The organism is Rothia nasimurium, from assembly GCF_049068285.1.
Taxonomy (GTDB): Bacteria; Actinomycetota; Actinomycetes; order Actinomycetales; family Micrococcaceae; genus Rothia; species Rothia nasimurium_I.
In genome coordinates this window covers 20530-38175 of the sequence record NZ_JBLKPV010000004.1, presented here as the reverse complement: position 1 = coordinate 38175, position 17646 = coordinate 20530, and the positions used below count along the sequence as shown (strand labels likewise).

Genomic DNA, 17646 nt, shown 5'->3' with positions numbered 1-17646 from the left:
CCGGTAAACTAAGCAGGCAGGACGCAGACAGAAAGGGCCCCATGCAGAGCACCAACCACCTTAAGCCCGCCCGCCTGGGTATCGGCGTAATCTCCGCAGGCAAGGTGGGGGCCGTGCTCGGCGCAGCCCTCCGTGCCGCCGGGCACCTCATCACCGGCGTCCATGCCGTCTCAGAAGCCTCCCGTACCCGGGCTGAGGCCCTGCTCCCCGGCGTCCCCGTCTCCAGCATCCCAGAGATCATTACCACCAGTGAAGTGGTGCTGCTGGCCGTCCCCGACGACGTCCTGCCCAACCTGGTCAGAGGTATCGCCGACACCGACGGTTGGCGGCCCGGCCAGATTCTCATTCACACCTCCGGCCGCCACGGAATCGGCATTCTTGCCCCCGCCACCGCCCAGGGGGCCATTGGCCTTGCCATCCACCCGGCCATGACCTTCACCGGCCTCTCCCTCGACCTGCCCCGCCTAGCCAACACCAGCTTCGGCGTCACCGGCCCAGCCCCCTTCACCCCCATCGCCCAGGCCCTGGTTGTCGAAATGGGGGGAGAGCCCGTCCTCATTGCTGAAGGCGACCGCCCCCTCTACCATGCCGCCCTGGCCCACGGCTCCAACCACCTGGTCACCATCACTGGCCAGGCCCTCCAAATCCTGGCCTCCATTGGCATCGAAAACCCAGCCCGCTACATCGAACCCCTCCTCAGAGCCTCCCTGGATAACGCCCTGGCCAACGGTGATAGCGCCCTTACCGGCCCCGTCGCCCGCGGGGACGCCCACACTGTCGCGGCCCACGCCCACACCCTCGCCAGTTACGCGCTCGAAGAAAACGCCGCCGACGTCCCCGCCGCCTACCTGGCCCTGGCCCGCGCCACTGCCGAACGCGCCTACAAACGCGGAGCCCTCACCCAAGAGAACTACCATGCTGTGCTTAAAGCACTTGACGGGTAAAATGGTAAAGCGCAAAAGACGAAAGGACCTCTCACCATCGTGACGAGTCAAACCCCCATCGCATACACCATCACCGATCTCGGCAATGAACTCCTGCTGGCAACCACCACCGCCAAGCGTCGCCTCGAAGCCAGCAGCAAAACCTCAGACGGCCCCAAAACCATCAGCGTCGGCTTCGTCCCCACCATGGGTGCCCTCCACGAAGGTCATGCAACCCTGATCCGCCGAGCCCGCGAACAGAACGACGTCGTCGTCCTCTCCATCTTCGTCAACCCCTTGCAATTCGGGCCCAACGAAGACTACGACCGCTACCCCCGCACCCTGGAGGCCGATGCCGCGCTTGCAAGCGAGGCAGGTGTAGATGTCATCTTCGCCCCCTCCGTTGAAGAAATGTACCCCGGTGGCACCCCCAAAATTACCGCTGTTTCCGGTGAGCTAGGCACCCTCTTTGAGGGCAAAACCCGCCCCGGCCACTTTGACGGTGTGCTGACCGTGGTCAATAAGTTTTTCAACATTCTGAAACCCCTGATTGGCGGGGCAACCCTCAACGCCTACTTTGGCCAGAAGGACGCCCAGCAGCTGGCCCTGATCCAGCGCATGGTCAAGGACTTCAACCACGACCTCGTCATTAAGCCCGTGCCGGTTGTACGCGCGGACGACGGCCTTGCCCTCTCTTCCCGCAACCAGTACCTCAGCGCTGACGAACGCGAAGCCGCCCTGGTGCTTTCCCGCACCCTGGCTACCCTGCGCGAAAAGTACATCACCGGTAGCTTCAGCGCGGACGACGTGCAGGCGGCCCGCGAGGCCATTGACGGTACCGACGGGGTTAAGCTGGACTATCTCGAAGTGGTCGATACCGACACCTTCGCTACCCCCACCGATGAGAGTGCGCGTGTTATAGCGCTCGTCGCTGCCTACGTGGGCAACACCCGCCTCATCGATAATATGGACATCAACTAAGACTTCATACACCACCTAGGAACAGGTAAACCATTGACTGAACAGGGCAAGACCCCCGAAACCCTCAACGTGTCAGAGCAGATGCAGATCCGCCTGGACAAGCGAGCCAAACTCCTTGAGTCGGGCCGCGAAGCCTACCCCGTGGGCGTCCCCGTCACCCACACCATCACTGAGATCCGTGAAAAGTACGACGGCAAGCTCGAGGCAGACCAGACCACCGGCGATATTGTGGGCGTCGCCGGACGCGTGGTTTTCGTCCGTAACACCGGTAAGCTCTGCTTCGCCTCCCTGCAGCAGGGCAACGGCACCCGGATCCAGGCCATGATTTCCCTGGCCAGCGTCGGTGAGGAGGCCCTGGCTGACTGGAAGGCCCTGGTTGACCTGGGCGATTACGTCTTTGTTAAGGGTGAGGTTATCTCTTCCCGCCGCGGTGAGCTGTCCATTATGGCTGAGGAATGGCAGATGGCTTCTAAGGCCCTGCGTCCTATGCCCAACCTCCACTCTGACCTGAATGAAGAGACCCGCGTCCGTCAGCGTTACCTGGACCTGATGGTGCGCGATGAAGCCCGTGACCTGGTTATTAAGCGGGCCAAGATCACCCAGACTGTGCGCGATGTACTGAACCGCCACGGCTACATTGAACTGGAAACCCCGGTCTTGCAGCTGATTCACGGTGGTGCCTCTGCCCGTCCCTTCAACACCCACCTCAACGCTTTTGACCAGCCCATGACCCTGCGTATCGCAACGGAGCTTTTCCTCAAGCGGGCGGCAGTCGGCGGCCTGGAGCGCGTCTACGAAATCGGCCGCGTCTTCCGAAACGAGGGCGTGGATTCTACCCACAGCCCCGAGTTCACTACCCTGGAATGCTACGAGGCCTACGCTGATCAGTTCGTCATGGCCAAGCGCATGCAGGAAATTATCATGTCCTGCGCTGACGCTGTGGGTATCCACCAGATTGAGACTGAAGCTGGCACTATTGACCTGACCGGCGAGTGGAAGTGGCTGGGTGTCTACCCCGGTCTGTCTGAAGCTGTGGGCGTTGAGATTACCCCCGCAACCACCGCAGAAGAACTGCGTGCTATTGCCGAGAAGCACGAGGTTCCCGTTGATCCCAAGTGGGACGCTGAGAAGCTGGTCGTTGAGCTCTTTGGCGAGATCGTTGAACCCACCCTGCTCAACCCCACCTTCGTCTACGATTATCCGCCCTCTGCCCAGCCTCTTGCCCGCCAGCACCGCTCTGAGCCCGGTCTGATTGAGGCCTGGGACCTGATTATTGGTGGTATGGAGCGAGGCACGGCCTTCTCCGAACTCATTGACCCTGTGATCCAGCGGGAGCGCCTAACCGAGCAGTCCAAGCTGGCTGCCGGTGGTGACGACGAGGCTATGCAGCTGGATGAGGACTTCCTCCGCGCCCTCGAACACGGCGCTCCCCCCATGGGCGGTATCGGCCTGGGTATTGATCGTCTGATTATGCTCTTCACCGGTGTGGGTATCCGTGAAACTATTCTCTTCCCGCTGATGAAGCCTGAAGCCGAGTAGTCTTCACATTTCTTTAGCTCTGGAGGTAAGGGGGCGTCATAGCCGTTGTGGTTATGGCGCCCCTTCCCTTTGGGGCGGTAGGACGGCGACGTGGCCAGTGGGCTTCCTCCGGCAGCTTCTCAGGTGGCTAGGGTAGATTGAAGAGCAGAAACATCTCATGAAAGGCAGTGTATTTCCGTGGAGTTTTTGATTGGCTTGGTTCCCTCAATCGGTGCCGGTCTTGTTCTGTATTTTATTTTGCGGTGGATGAACCGGGCTGACCGTACCGAGCGGGCTGCCCGGCAAGATATTGAAAAGGATGCTGAGGCTTGGTACCGCGAGGTAAAGAATTCAAGCGGTAGCCGGAATCCGTTTGGAACCGACGATACTAAATAAAACTTTTCTTACTCTTTAGTGGAATTCAATTTGCATTATGCGGCTTAATCAAAATATTATATAGATAATGTTTTGGCCGTAATGGCTCAAGCTTGTAGCTTTCCCCTAGGGTGCAAGGTTATTCCTTAACTTTTGTTGCGCCCAAAAGCTGTAAGTTTGGAACATTCCCTTGTGTTTCATAACGATGTATTGGAGATGAATAATGGCTCAGAAGGTCAAGATTATTCTTGAAGACGACCTCGACGGCGGCCCCGCAGAAGAAACCGTACGTTTCGGTCTTGACGGCGGTCAGTACGAGATTGACCTGTCCAGCGCTAACGCTGCCCGTCTGCGTGACGCCCTGCGTCCTTTCGCTGCTAAGGCCCGCCGCGTTCAGGGTGCCCAGCGCTCTGCTGGCCGTCCTGCCGGCTCCCGCACCACCACCCCTAAGCGCAATCCTGAGATTGCTGAAATCCGTAAGTGGGCCCAGGAGAACGGTTACGAAGTTTCAAGCCGTGGCCGTATTCACCAGAACGTTCAGGACGCTTACTACAAGGCTAAGGGCGAAGGAAAGTAAGGTTTTTCTTTAGCTCCAGCTAATAGCGAAAAGGTGGCAGGATTCTTTTGGAGTCCTGCCACCTTTCTTTTGTTTCAGAACCTTCCCCGTCGGTTATGCGGAGGTCGTTGGGGGCTTATGAAATGCAGGTTTTAGGGGCGGCAGAGTGGGGGTAAAAAGCTGCGGGTGGATTGTCTTATTTTTCGGTGGTTGATGCGGGACGTATTCCCGATAAAGGCGCTGGAGCGGATAGGCCACGTTGGGGGCAGGGGAAGCTAACCCTTTCCTTGAGGGCGAACGCCATTCATTCCGTGGCGAACAGGGCCCCGCAGGCTGAAAAACGCGCGTAATCTTTTGGGTAATAGTAAGTTCCCAAGGAGTGTTCAATGTTTGAACGGTTTACCGACCGCGCCCGCCGCGTCATTGTGCTTGCCCAAGAAGAAGCACGCATGCTGAACCACAACTACATCGGCACCGAACACATTCTGCTCGGTCTGATTCATGAGGGTGAAGGCATTGCCGCCCGTGCGCTGGAATCGCTCGGTATTAACCTCACCGCTGTGCGCGACCAGGTGCAGGACATCATCGGTTCTGGTCCCCAGGCCTCAAGCGGCCATATCCCTTTTACCCCCCGCGCTAAGAAGGTCCTTGAGCTGTCCATGCGCGAGGCCATTCAGCTGAACCACGGCTACATTGGCACCGAGCACATCCTCTTGGGTATGGTCCGCGCAAATGAGGGTGTAGGCAACCAGATTCTGACCAAGCTGGGTGCTGAGCCCGCCAAGGTCCGCCAGACCGTCATGGATCTGATTTCTGGCTACCCCGGCAACAACAACGGGGAAGGCAAGGAAACCGCTGGTGTCGGTGCGGGCAACTCCCGCGAGGGTACCCCGGCTGGCTCTGCCATTCTTGACCAGTTTGGCCGTAACCTGACCGCTGCTGCCCGGGAGGGCAAGCTCGACCCGGTAATCGGTCGTTACAAGGAGATGGAACGCGTCATGCAGGTTCTGTCCCGCCGTACTAAAAACAACCCCGTCCTCATTGGTGAACCCGGCGTCGGTAAGACCGCTGTGGCTGAGGGCCTGGCCCAGGCTATCGTCCACGGGGACGTCCCTGAGACCCTCAAGGACAAGCACCTCTACACCCTGGACCTGGGTTCCATGGTGGCTGGCTCCCGCTACCGCGGTGACTTCGAAGAGCGCATGAAGAAGGTTCTGAAGGAAATCCGCAACCGTGGTGACATCATCCTCTTCATCGACGAGATCCACACCCTGGTGGGTGCAGGTGCCGCCGAGGGTGCTATTGACGCTGCCTCTATTCTCAAGCCCATGCTGGCCCGCGGTGAGCTACAGACCATCGGTGCAACCACCCTTGATGAATACCGCAAGCACATCGAGAAGGACCCTGCCCTGGAACGCCGCTTCCAGCCCATCCAGGTGGATGAGCCCAGCCCCGAGCTGGCCGTCGAGATCCTCAAGGGCCTGCGCGATAAGTACGAGGCCCACCACCGGGTGACTATCTCAGATGAAGCTCTGGAAACCGCCGTCAACCTGGCCCACCGGTACATCTCTGACCGTTTCCTGCCCGATAAGGCCGTTGACCTCATTGACGAAGCCGGTGCCCGCCTGCGTATCAAGCGCATGACCGCTCCGCCGGAAATCAAGCTCCTTGAAGAGCGCATTGCCAAGCTCAAGGGCGAGAAGGAAGAAGCCATTGCGGCTAACGAATTCGAGAAGGCAGCTGACCTGCGCGATAAGGAGCAGAAGCTGACCGCCGAGAAGGAAGAAGCTGAGAAGGAATGGCGCAATGCCGGGGACGCCTTTGGCGAGGTCACCCCCGAAATTATTGCTGACGTTCTGGCTGCCTCCACCGGCGTTCCGGTCTACAAGATCACCGAGGAAGAATCTGGCCGTCTGCTCAAGATGGAAGAAGAGCTGCACAAGCGCGTCATCGGCCAGGAGAACGCCATCAAGGCCCTCTCCCGTTCAATTCGTCGTACCCGTGCTGGCCTCAAGGACCCCAAGCGCCCCGGTGGCTCCTTCATCTTCGCTGGCCCCACCGGCGTCGGTAAGACCGAGCTGGCTAAGGCCCTGGCTGAGTTCCTCTTCGGGGATGAGGACGCCCTCATCACCCTGGACATGTCGGAGTACCAGGAGAAGCACACCGTCTCCCGTCTCTTCGGTGCCCCTCCCGGCTACGTTGGCTACGAGGAGGGTGGCCAGCTGACCGAGAAGGTCCGCCGCAAGCCCTTCTCCGTTGTGCTCTTTGACGAGGTTGAAAAGGCCCACGCTGATCTCTTCAACTCCCTGCTGCAGATTCTGGAAGACGGCCGTCTGACCGACTCCCAGGGCCGGGTTGTGGACTTCAAGAACACCGTCATCATCATGACCACCAACCTGGGCTCCCGCGAGATGGCCCGCCGGGTACCCGTAGGCTTCCAGCAGGTGGGCGACGACCAGGGCTCCTACGAGCGTATGCAGGGCCGGGTCATGGAGTCCCTCAAGGAGCACTTCCGCCCCGAGTTCCTCAACCGCGTGGACGACATTATCGTCTTCCCCCAGCTCTCCGAATCTGAGATCCTGCAGATCGTTGATCTCTTCGTGGCCCGTCTGGCCAAGCGCCTGGCTGAGCAGGATATGTCTATCGAGCTGACCGACAAGGCTAAGATCCTCATGGCAACCAAGGGCTATGACCCCTCCATGGGTGCCCGTCCGCTGCGCCGCGAAATGCAGCGCAACCTGGAGGATCCGCTGTCTGAGAAGATCCTCTTCGGTGAGATCAAGCCCGGTGAGAAGATCACCGTGGACGCCGAGGGCGAAGGCGATCTTGCCAAGTTCACCTTCAGTTCTGCCCCCATGGGGGAGCTGGACTCCGAGGCTTTCGATAAGGCCTTCAGCGAGCCTGTTGTTGAAGAAGCACCAGAAACTGAAGAACCTGGCGAGTAAACCTAGCTGATCGCGCAGAAGCCGGGGCGGGGCCGTCCTGAAAGACAAGGACGCCCCGCCCCGGCTTTGTGCTACCGCGCCCAGGGGCAGGCGGCAGATTCGTGACCGTCTAGAGATGAAACAGAGCTAGAGTAACCAAAACTTGACCATACTCCCAGCTTGTATTCAGCCCCTTAAGGCCGGAGTACAAGGCTAGTGGGCCATACTAGAGGCATACGGTTCGAGAGAGCCCCTGAAGTACACAACCTTTGTGTGTTGGGTTGTTCAGGACAAGAAGACTCTTGTGTGTATGTGTGTGTAATGATGAAAAGTCAGCCCCCGCCGTGAAGCGGGGGCTGACTTTTTTGTGCCGGTATATGCTGGCCTGCCAGGGGAGGTGGTGGCTCTCGCACCGGCAGATAGGCCGGGTTGAGGGGTTCCGGGGCGGTAGGGCAGTAACCTAAAGGAATGACCGAACTGACCGTGCGCCCCGCAACCGTCCACGACGTACCCGCCATCCAGGAGCTGGTGCGTCCGCTCGCCCTAGAAGGCATCCTGCTGGATAAGGAAAGCGTTGCCTACTACGAGTCCATACAGGAGTTTTTAGTGGCTGAGGACGCCTCCGGGGGCCTACTGGGGTGCGGGGCCCTGCATGTTATGTGGGAAACCATCGCTGAAATCCGTACCCTGGCGGCAGCACCTGAGGCCAGGGGCAGGGGGGTGGGCTATGCCCTGGTGCAGGGGCTGATTGCGAAGGCCCGGCGCCTTGAGGTCGACAGCATCTTCTGCCTGACCTTTGAAGTGGATTTCTTCACCCGTCAGGGTTTTCGTGTCATGGAGAACCAGGAGCAGCTCGACCCCGAAACCTACATGGAGCTACTGAGGTCCCATGACGAAGGCGTCGCCGAGTTCCTGGATTTGGCCCGGGTCAAACCAAATACCCTGGGCAACACTCGCATGATTCTTGAGCTTTAGAGGCTCACCAGGCCGTCGGCGGTTTCGCGGGCGAGGCCGTCGGCCAACAACCCTGCGTAGCATCGTTCAGCCTGCCCTTCCTGGGGTGTGAGACCCCGCAGTTTTTCTAAGGACGGCGCTAACTCGGCAGGAAGGATAAAGTCCACCGGGCCGGAACCCACCAGGACGCTCCGGGGCAGGGGGGCTGAAGCTGCCCGCAACACCCCCATCATGGCTCCCCGCAGCTGGCGGTCTGTCCCCGCCCATGCCTGGCCCCGGGGCGTATAGTCGGGCTCAGGCCGTCCGGTTGCAATCCAGGCGCAGGCAGAAGAGACTGGGCAGACCTCACAGGCCGGGGACTTGGCCGTGCAGACCAGGGCACCCAGTTCCATCACCGACACATTCCACAGGCAGGAGGTCGCCAGGTCAGCAGGCATCAGCTCATCAGCTAGGCGGGTCTCAGCGGCCGTCAAAGACGGGGAGGGTAAACCCCTGCCCGATACCAGGCGGGCATGAACCCGGCGGATATTGGTATCAATGACCGTAGCCCGATTGCCAAAAGCAAAAACAGTTATCGCCGCTGCCGTATAGGACCCCACCCCGGGCAGGGCCAGAAGCTCATCATAGGTTGAGGGCACCTCACCCCCGTGCTGCTCGGTGATGGCCACCGCCGCCGCATGAAGCCTCAAAGCCCGACGGGGGTAGCCCAAACGTCCCCAGGCCCGCACCGCCTCAGCTGAATCTTCAGCAGCCAAATCAGCAGGTGACGGCCAGCGATCAAGCCAAGCCTCCCAGACCGGCAAGACCCGCTTCACCGGGGTCTGCTGCAGCATAAACTCACTCACCATAACCTCCCAGGGGGAGTTGGTCCCCGTCCGCCAGGGCAGATCCCGGCGGTGCTCAAGGTACCAACCGTTCACCGCCTCATGGAGGGCATCAAGCTGAGACGGACGAAGCTGGGAAAGAGGCAGTGCAGAGGTCATTCGACCACTCTAAAACATGCCCTGCGAAACCCGCCACACAGTGAACTTAGAATTCTGCAAAGACGGCAGAAAACTGTACTCTAGAAGTATGTCTGAAACTGTTGATTCCTACGAAGGCCAGGTACCCCCCGAGGTCTACCGCCGCCGCCGCATCGTCGCCCTGCTCGCCTTGGTCATCGTCCTGCTGATTATCATCGGTCTGATCCGCATGATTGTCGGCGGAGGTAACGATTCCAACCAGGTAGCCAGCACCGCCACCAGCACTACGACCAGTGCTGAACCCTTTAGCGACTTCAGCGAACGGGCCACAGAATCAGCAGAACCTTCAGAAAGCGCTGACCCCAGTGCATCAGCTGACGCCACCGAAACCGCTGAAGCCAGCGAAACCGCCTCAGCTGACGCTACCGAAACCCCTGAGGCTAGCCCCACCCCCAGCGAGACCGCTGAGCCTACCGAAACCCCCGAGGCAACCCCCACCCCCAGCGAAACTGCAGCAACCGTCACTGCCTGCTCAGCCGCTGACATCAAGGTAAACCTGACCGCAGACGCAGCCTCCTACGCAGCAGGTCAGCTGCCCGCCCTGGCTGTTACCGTCACCAACTCAGGCAGCAACCCCTGCACCGTCACCGGTGGCCTCAACAACATTGACATCAACATCACCTCCGGCCCCGCCCAGGTCTACAACTACGCCCAGTGCCACGCAGTAGCCGGTGAAGACGCAGAACTTGCAGCAGGCGTCGCCAACACCACCTCCGTTACCTGGGACCGCACCATGAACGTCCTCGGCTGCGGCACCACCAAGACCATTCCCGCTGGCCACTTCTGGGCCACCGCCACCGTCAACGGCGTCTCCTCCCAGCCTGTCCGCCTCATCGTGAACGGCTAACCACCGCTTCCAGGCCCCACACGGCCCCCAAGCCCCGGCGTCAGTGAACAAACCCGGTTCACCGACACCGGGGCTTTCTGCACTAAAATGAGTGGGGTGCACAAGGTCTATAGTGAATCCCTGCTGAAAACCCTCGCCCAAATCGCTCCTGGAACTGAGCTCCGCGAAGGCCTCGAACGAATCCTCCGCGGCCGAACCGGCGCCCTCATCGTCCTCGGGAGCGATAGGGCCGTCACCCAGATGTCCTCCGGCGGATTCGCCATCAATACTGAGTTCTCAGCTACCCGCGTCCGCGAACTTGCCAAAATGGACGGCGCCATCGTTTGCGATAAGGACGCCTCCACCCTCCTTGCCGCTGGCGTCCAGCTCCTGCCCGACCCCAGCATCGAAACCAATGAATCCGGTACCCGCCACCGCACAGCTGAACGAGTTGCCAAACAAACCGGCTTCCCGGTGATTGCGGTCAGCGCCTCCATGTCCCTCATCTCTGTGTACACCGAAGGTATCCGGCACACCGTTGAGGACACCCAATCTCTTATGGGACGGGCTAACCAGGCCATCCGCACCCTCGATAGCTACACTGAACGGCTCGAACAGGTCCTCCAACAGCTCTCCTCCCTCGAAATCGAAGCTAGCGCTACCCTCCGCGACGTTGCCGCCACCCTCCAGCGCATGGAAATGGTCCGCCGTATCACGGTTGAAGCTGGCCACTACGTCGTGGAACTGGGGGATGTGGGACGCCTGGTGGCCCTCCAGCTTGAGGAGCTTACGACCCACAACCTCCCCCACAGCTGGGTCGTCCTGCGCGACTACCTGCCCCGCGATACGACCCCTGACCAGCTCCAAAGCTACGTCACCGCGCTCGAAGCCCTCGACGATAAAGATATCGTCGACCTCACCACGATCGCCCGGACCAGCGGCCTCGGCGAAGACCTTGAAGCCCCCCTCCACCCCCACGGCCACCGCCTCTTGGCAGGGATTAAATCGATGCCGGGGGCCGTTGCCGACCGTCTTGTCGATAGCTTTGACGGCCTGCAGTCCCTTATGGCAGCCAGCCTGGATGATCTCCGTGCCGTTGACGGTATCGGTGAGCAGCGAGCCCGTGTTATCCGTGAATCCCTGTCCCGCATGGCTGAGAGTTCCCTGCTAGAGAGATTTATGTAATCAGCCCTTAAAGTGTCAGCCAGGGGCCCTAAGCTGGGTGTATGGCTACCCGAAAAACCTCTAAGTCTCGATCTGCTAACGCCTACCGCTGCACCGAGTGCGGCTGGACGACCGCCAAATGGGTGGGGCGCTGCGGAGAGTGCCAGTCCTGGGGCACCGTTGAAGAAGCCGTCGGCCCCGTAGCTGCTAAAACCACTGTGGCCTCCAGCGTGCAGAATCCGGCCCAGCCGATTAGCTCCGTCGACTCCACTGTCGCCCAATACCTGACCACCTGCAACCCCGAATTTGACCGGGTTTTGGGTGGGGGGCTTGTTCCCGGCGCGGTGATTCTCATGGCGGGGGAGCCGGGCGTCGGTAAGTCTACCCTGCTCCTTGATGTAGCTGCGACCTTTGCCCGCGGGCAGTCGACGGGTAAACCCCACAATGTCCTGTACGTGACCGGCGAAGAGTCAGCCGCCCAAGTGAAACTGAGAGCTGACCGGATCGGGGCTCTTGCCGATACCCTTTATTTGACCAGCGAAACAGATCTGGGGACGGCCCTGGCCCATATTGAGCAGGTCAACCCCGACCTCCTGATTGTGGACTCGGTGCAGACCCTGGCCTCTTCTGAGGTTGAAGGTAGCGCTGGCGGCGTGACCCAGGTCCGTGAGGTGGCCGCCTCTATCATTGCCGTTGCCAAGCGTCGCAACATGTGTACCCTGCTCGTTGGGCACGTTACCAAAGAGGGCACCATTGCTGGCCCGCGTCTTTTAGAGCACCTGGTGGATGTTGTCTGCCAGTTCGAGGGTGACAAACACACCCCCATCCGGATGCTCCGGGCCATCAAGAACCGCTTTGGTCCGACCGACGAGGTGGGCTGTTTCGATATGCACGAGGACGGCATCGCCCCGGTCACTGACCCGTCGGGCCTTTTTGTCTCCCGCACCCCGCACCCGGTCGCCGGAACCTGCGTCACGGTCACGATGGAAGGTCGCCGCCCCCTGCTTGCTGAGGTCCAGGCCCTGCTCGATACTAGCGCCACCCCTCAGCCCCGGAGGGCCACCAGCGGCCTTGACCCATCCCGTATTTCTATGCTGCTGGCCGTGCTCCAAAAGCGGGCAGGCTTCAACGTCGGCAAACTGGATTGCTACATTTCGACGGTGGGCGGAGCCAAAATTTCTGAGCCCTCAGCAGATTTGGCCTGCGTCATTGCCCTAGCCTCTGCCGCCCAGGACAAGCCCCTGCCCCGTAAACTGGCAGTCTTTGGCGAGGTCGGTTTGGCCGGGGAGGTCAGGGCTGTCCCCGGTATCCGCCAGCGGATCGCTGAGGTAGGCCGTCTTGGCTTTACCCACGTCATCGTTCCGGCCTCCCCCGCGGGAGTCGGTGAGGTACCTGCTGGGGTGTCAGTGCGTGAGGTTGCCTCCCTGGGCGAAGCCCTCACTCTGCTCTTTCCCGGCGCAGGATCCTAGTTACGGGCCTCGTCCTCACTCATTCTGCGCTCAATCACCTGCAACTGCTGGGTGTTGAGGACCTGCTGCTTCTCGGCGCGGGCCACCACCTCCCGCTGGCTGGTCGTCGGCGGGGTGGGCGGGGCCTGCACCGCGGGGAAACTGCGGGGGTCGCGCACCGAAGCGTCCTTCATTACCTGGATGCTGACGCTCGGGGCCCGGTCCTTGGCTCTGAGCACCGTGGTGAGCTTGCGGGTATCGTCCCGTAGCTTTTGCTCTTGGACGGACGCTCCCGCCCCGGCCTGGTCTTGGACCGGCAACATACTCGTGGCTGGGGCGTGTTCTGTCATGGACTCGCCCAAGGGAACAAGCATGTCGACGGCCTCATCGTGGGTCAGACCAGAGGCCTCCAGCAGGTCCACGACCAGGGGCCTCATCATCAGCACCAGGGCTTCGGCCTCCATTGACTTTACCCCCATCAGGTGGGGCTCCAAGCCCCCCGCCAGCCGGGCCAAATCCCGTCGGGCCCGTACCATTGAGGCCCGACGCACCTCAGCCTCAGCAGAAGACATTCCCTCGCCCAAAAGGGCAATGGCATCGCCGGTCGCCCTAAGAGCCTCAGCCAAAGAGGTGATAGCCTCCTGCGAAATCTGTACGTTCGCAACAGTAGAGGCCAGCCGGCGGTTTAGCACCCGGGTGTTCCTAATGGCGTAATCAATCTTGTCGAGGACAAGGCTGTACTGTTTCAGCTCCCCCTTGTGGGAGCGGCCCGTCCAGGCAAGCTGGGCCATCCCCTTTGCGGTAATAATGTCCTTCTCACAGGTATTGTAAAGCGGCTGCAGGCGGCGGGCTGACGACAGGGCATGCCAGGCCTCAGTGCTGTCATAATGCTCCATGGCCACCGAAGCATCCCGGAAGACCTGGGCAAAAGCCCCCATCATCCTGGCGGCGTTCTTCCGGGGGGTCCGGCGGGGATCCTTGGGGAAGAGAAACATCAGCAAGAAAGCACACAGGCCCCCGACAATGCCGTCGAGACTCCGGGCAAAGGGCCCGTCAGCATTGGGGGGGAGCAAAACGACAAGGGCCGACTGGAGTCCCATCTGAATGGTAAACAAGATGCCGTTATCTAAGAACCTAGCCAGCATAATCGACAGGAACATCACTAACCCGGCCTGCCAAATGCCCTGGCCTAAGAGCAGCATCATCATATCGCCCATCAAAATACCCAAGGTCACCCCGAGGGAGACCTCTAAGATACGACGGGCATGGGTAGCCCCGGTGATATAGCCCAGGGACACAATCGCAGCTGTCGCCGCAAAAATAGGCTCAGTGTGCCCCAGGACCTGCTCAGCAAACAGATAGGCCCCGATACCCGACACCACAATCTGAAGGGATTGGAAAAACCCGTCCTTCATCCGCCGCCAGCCCTGCTGGCACCGATCCGCTACCTTCTTCTTTAGCCCAACAACCTGCTGCTTAAAACCCATGCCTCCCATTCTAAACCCGCCCCAACTCCGTCCAGCAGGCCCTACCCAACCCCAACTGTGTGCCACAAGTTAACCAGGCGTTCACCGTGTGCTAGCCAACCTGCTACCTGCCGCCCCTAAAGTCGAATCCGTTAGACACCACCCCATGCCCTGTCTCACCCAGAAGAACACAGAGACACCGGGGCCACCTACCCCAAAGGAATTCACACAGTGAACGTCAAGTCACTTGCTCGCTGGAGCTCCCTCGCCCTCATCGGTACCGTAGCCCTGACTGCCTGCGGCTCAGACAACGCAACCGGCACTGCCACCACCTCAGATGCAGGCAGCAGCGCAGCTTCCCTGCCCAGCGCCCCCCTCACCGGCGTCGGTGCTTCCTCCCAGCAGGCCGCTATTACCGCTTGGGAAACCGGTTTCGCCAACCTGGGCGGCACCGTCCAGTACTCCCCGGACGGCTCCGGTGCAGGCCGTGAGGCCCTGCTAGCAGGCGGCGCTAAGTTCGCTGGCTCAGACCGTCCCCTCAAGGCAGAGGAATGGGAAGAGTCTAAGCAGGTCTGTGGCCCCAACGGTGCCATCAACATCCCCGTTTACATCTCCCCGGTAGCAGTAGCTTTCAACCTGCCCGGTGTCTCATCACTGAACCTGGACGCTGAGACCATCGCCAAGATTTTCAAGGGCGAAATCACCACCTGGAACGATGCAACCATCGCTTCCCAGAACGAGGGTGTAGAGCTGCCCGACACTAAGATCACCGTCGTCCACCGCTCAGACGACTCCGGCACCACCGAGAACTTCACCGACTACCTGGAAGCAGCCTCTAACGGCGCCTGGGATGTCGAAGCAGACGGCAACTGGCCCTCCCAGTACGCCGCTGAATCCAATAAGGGCACCTCCGGCGTCGTCTCCACCACCTCCTCCACCGAAGGCGCCATCACCTACGCAGACGCCTCCGCTATCGGCGACCTCGGTAAGGTCAACGTCAAGGTCGGCGACAGCTATGTGGAGCTCTCCCCCGAAGCAGCCGCCAAGACCGTTGAAGTGTCAGAGCGCGTCGGAGGCATGAACGAGAACGACATGGCCATCAAGGTCAACCGCACCCCTGAGGACTCCACCGCCTACCCCGTCGTCCTGGTCTCCTACCACATCGTCTGCTCCGGCTACTCCTCAGAAGATGACGTCACCCTGGTCAAAGCCTACGAGAGCTACGTCGTGAGCGAGCAGGGCCAGAAGGACGCAGCGGATGCTGCTTCCTCCGCCCCCCTCACCTCAGCCCTCACCGCCGACGCCCAGAAGGCTATCGACTCCATCTCCGTGACCAAGTAACACTCAGCACTAGCGGGGCAGCCAGCACCCTGGCTGCCCCGCCTCTCCCAGCTCAAAGGTTCACCCACTCCCATGTCAGCATCAGCTCTCCAGCAGGCCGCGGCCGCCAACGGCCGTAAAGCCACCAAGGACCTGCCCGCAGTCGGCAACCCTGCCGCCGACAAAATCTTCTCGGGAATCTCCCTCACCGCAGGCATCACCATTCTGATCGTTCTGGCAGCCGTCGCTATCTTCCTGGTCGCCCAAGCCCTGCCGGTCTTCACCGCCGACTCTGCCGACCTCACCAGCGGCAGCTTCCTCCAGTACATTATTCCGCTGACTATCGGCACCCTCATCGCCGCGGTGATAGCCCTGTCTCTGGCCACCCCCATCGGCCTCGGCGTAGCCCTCTTCATCTCCCACTACGCCCCCCGCAAACTAGCCAAGGGCATCGGCTACGTTATCGACCTGCTCGCTGCGATCCCCTCCGTTATCTTCGGCGCCTGGGGTGCCTCCGTCCTAGCCCCCCATATTGTGCCCTTCTACGACTGGCTGGCCACCTACCTGGGCTTTATCCCCCTCTTTGAAGGGCCCGCCTCCCAGACCGGCAAGACTATCCTGACCGCCGGTATCGTCCTGGGCATTATGATCTTGCCGATCATCACCTCCATGTGCCGCGAAATCTTCATCCAGACCCCGGTCCTGCAGCAAGAGGCGGCCCTAGGCCTGGGCGCTACCCGCTGGGAGATGATCCGGATGACGGTCTTCCCCTTCGCCCGCACCGGCATTATCTCTTCCGTCATGCTGGCCCTGGGCCGAGCCCTTGGCGAAACCATGGCAGTGACTCTCGTTCTGGCCTCCGGCCCGCTGACCGCCTCCCTCATCACCTCCGGCAACCAGACCTTCGCCTCAGAAATCGCCCTCAACTTCCCCGAAGCCTACGGTCTTCGCATGTCAGAGCTCATCGCCGCCGGTCTGGTGCTCTTCATCATCACCCTCATCGTCAATATCCTGGCCCGCATGATCGTGGCCCGCTACAAGGACTTCTCAGGAGCTAACTAATGTCTGTAGCTACCACCTCATCCCGCTTCGCCAGCCGCCAGGCCCCCCGCTGGCTGCCCGCCGCAGTTGGAGCCGTTGCCATTATCCTCGGGGCCGCCACCAGCTCCCTCACCGGCTTCTCCATCGCCACCTTCGCCCTCTTCAGCGGCCTCATCTTCGTCATTGCCGGGCCCCTCGCTGTAGGGTCGTATGAAGGACGCCGCAAGGGCCAGGACGCCTTTGCCCGCTACCTGGTCTACGGCACCTTCCTCATCGCCCTCATCCCCCTGGTCTCGGTACTCTACACAGTCCTGGTCAAGGGAACCCCCGGGCTCTCCGGCAACTTCCTCAGCACCTCCATGAAGGGGGTCACCGGCGTCCACGACAACGCCGCAGCAGCCGGGGAAGGGGCTGTCCTCGGTGGTATCTACCACGCAATCATCGGTACCCTGGAAATCACCCTGCTGGCCACCGTCATCTCGGTACCCATCGGCCTGCTCACCGCTATCTACCTAGTGGAATACGGGCAGGGTAAGTGGCTCTCCAAGGCCATCACCTTCTTCGTGGATGTCATGACCGGCATCCCCTCCATCGTGGCGGGCTTGTTCGCTGCCTCCTTCTTCGCCCTCGTCTCAGGCAACCCCATGAACCGTATGGGCCTGGTCGCAGCCGTCGCCCTGTCCGTCCTCATGATTCCTACCGTGGTGCGTAACGCTGAAGAGATGCTGCGTATCGTACCCAATGAGCTGCGTGAGGCCTCCTACGCCCTGGGGGTGCGCAAGTGGCGCACTATTATGAAGGTCGTTATTCCTACCGCTATCTCAGGTATCGCCTCGGGCGTCACCCTGGCCATTGCCCGCGTCATCGGCGAAACCGCGCCGATTCTAGTGACCGCAGGCTTCGTCACCTCGATCAACTGGAACGCCTTCAGCGGCTGGATGGCAACCCTACCCACCTACATCTACTACCAGATCATGACCCCCACCAGCCCCACCGCCGCCACAGTCTCCGAGACCCGCGCCTGGGCTGCTGCCCTGATCCTGATTATCATCGTGATGATCCTCAACCTCATCGCCCGCATGATCGCCAAAATCTTTGCCCCCAAGACCGGCCGCTAAAACCACCGGA

The 17646-nt window shown here is 60.8% G+C and carries 15 protein-coding genes; 13 read left to right on the top strand and 2 right to left on the bottom strand.

Annotated elements, in window-relative coordinates; all coding sequences use genetic code 11:
• Positions 1-41 precede the first annotated feature (41 nt).
• From ACMXX3_RS04790 to ACMXX3_RS04760, 7 genes are all read left to right on the top strand, one after another.
• The gene (locus tag ACMXX3_RS04790) at positions 42-944 is read left to right on the top strand and encodes a Rossmann-like and DUF2520 domain-containing protein (protein WP_421083618.1); all 903 of its coding nucleotides are present in this window, start codon (positions 42-44) and stop codon (positions 942-944) included.
• A 39-nt stretch (positions 945-983) separates the two neighbouring features.
• Positions 984-1904: a pantoate--beta-alanine ligase gene (gene panC, locus ACMXX3_RS04785; protein ID WP_421083617.1), complete on the top strand. Its 921-nt coding sequence runs from the start codon at positions 984-986 to the stop codon at positions 1902-1904.
• 81 nt (positions 1905-1985) lie between these two features.
• Entirely contained in the window at positions 1986-3443 is a 1458-nt protein-coding gene (gene lysS / locus ACMXX3_RS04780) for a lysine--tRNA ligase (protein ID WP_421083764.1), read from the top strand.
• A gap of 177 nt (positions 3444-3620) precedes the next feature.
• Positions 3621-3818: a hypothetical protein gene (locus ACMXX3_RS04775; protein ID WP_421083616.1), complete on the top strand. Its 198-nt coding sequence runs from the start codon at positions 3621-3623 to the stop codon at positions 3816-3818.
• Between the two features lie 202 nt (positions 3819-4020).
• Positions 4021-4374: a histone-like nucleoid-structuring protein Lsr2 gene (locus ACMXX3_RS04770; RefSeq protein ID WP_421083615.1), complete on the top strand. Its 354-nt coding sequence runs from the start codon at positions 4021-4023 to the stop codon at positions 4372-4374.
• 365 nt (positions 4375-4739) lie between these two features.
• A complete protein-coding gene (locus ACMXX3_RS04765) occupies positions 4740-7298 on the top strand; it encodes an ATP-dependent Clp protease ATP-binding subunit (RefSeq protein ID WP_421083614.1) in 2559 nt (852 codons plus the stop codon).
• A 447-nt stretch (positions 7299-7745) separates the two neighbouring features.
• The gene (locus tag ACMXX3_RS04760; protein ID WP_237187753.1) at positions 7746-8252 is read left to right on the top strand and encodes an amino-acid N-acetyltransferase; all 507 of its coding nucleotides are present in this window, start codon (positions 7746-7748) and stop codon (positions 8250-8252) included.
• Here the strand turns inward: ACMXX3_RS04760 and ACMXX3_RS04755 are convergent.
• Positions 8249-9214: an A/G-specific adenine glycosylase gene (locus ACMXX3_RS04755; RefSeq protein WP_421083613.1), complete on the bottom strand. Its 966-nt coding sequence runs from the start codon at positions 9212-9214 to the stop codon at positions 8249-8251. The genes ACMXX3_RS04760 and ACMXX3_RS04755 overlap by 4 nt on opposite strands.
• Before the next feature lie 88 nt (positions 9215-9302).
• On the opposite strand from ACMXX3_RS04755, the gene ACMXX3_RS04750 reads away from it, so the two are divergent.
• From ACMXX3_RS04750 to radA, 3 genes are all read left to right on the top strand, one after another.
• The gene (locus ACMXX3_RS04750; RefSeq protein WP_421083612.1) at positions 9303-10100 is read left to right on the top strand and encodes a hypothetical protein; all 798 of its coding nucleotides are present in this window, start codon (positions 9303-9305) and stop codon (positions 10098-10100) included.
• Positions 10101-10187: 87 nt separating this feature from the next.
• Positions 10188-11264, top strand: coding sequence for a DNA integrity scanning diadenylate cyclase DisA (disA, locus tag ACMXX3_RS04745; RefSeq protein ID WP_421083611.1), 1077 nt, complete (start codon positions 10188-10190; stop codon positions 11262-11264).
• Positions 11265-11305: 41 nt separating this feature from the next.
• The gene (radA, locus tag ACMXX3_RS04740) at positions 11306-12712 is read left to right on the top strand and encodes a DNA repair protein RadA (RefSeq protein WP_421083610.1); all 1407 of its coding nucleotides are present in this window, start codon (positions 11306-11308) and stop codon (positions 12710-12712) included.
• Here radA and ACMXX3_RS04735 read toward each other — a convergent pair.
• Positions 12709-14178: an FUSC family protein gene (locus tag ACMXX3_RS04735; protein WP_421083609.1), complete on the bottom strand. Its 1470-nt coding sequence runs from the start codon at positions 14176-14178 to the stop codon at positions 12709-12711. The genes radA and ACMXX3_RS04735 overlap by 4 nt on opposite strands.
• A 210-nt stretch (positions 14179-14388) precedes the next feature.
• On the opposite strand from ACMXX3_RS04735, the gene ACMXX3_RS04730 reads away from it, so the two are divergent.
• The 3 genes from ACMXX3_RS04730 to pstA all read left to right on the top strand — a co-directional run bounded on the left by ACMXX3_RS04730 (position 14389) and on the right by pstA (position 17636).
• On the top strand, positions 14389-15498 hold the full coding sequence (locus ACMXX3_RS04730) for a phosphate ABC transporter substrate-binding protein PstS (protein WP_421083608.1): 1110 nt from the start codon (positions 14389-14391) through the stop codon (positions 15496-15498).
• Between the two features lie 72 nt (positions 15499-15570).
• Positions 15571-16539 carry a phosphate ABC transporter permease subunit PstC gene (gene pstC, locus ACMXX3_RS04725; RefSeq protein WP_421083607.1) on the top strand — a complete coding sequence of 323 codons (969 nt, stop codon included), beginning with the start codon at positions 15571-15573 and terminating at the stop codon, positions 16537-16539.
• A complete protein-coding gene (pstA, locus tag ACMXX3_RS04720) occupies positions 16539-17636 on the top strand; it encodes a phosphate ABC transporter permease PstA (protein ID WP_421083606.1) in 1098 nt (365 codons plus the stop codon). Before pstC ends, pstA begins: the two co-directional genes overlap by 1 nt.
• Positions 17637-17646: the final 10 nt, after the last annotated feature.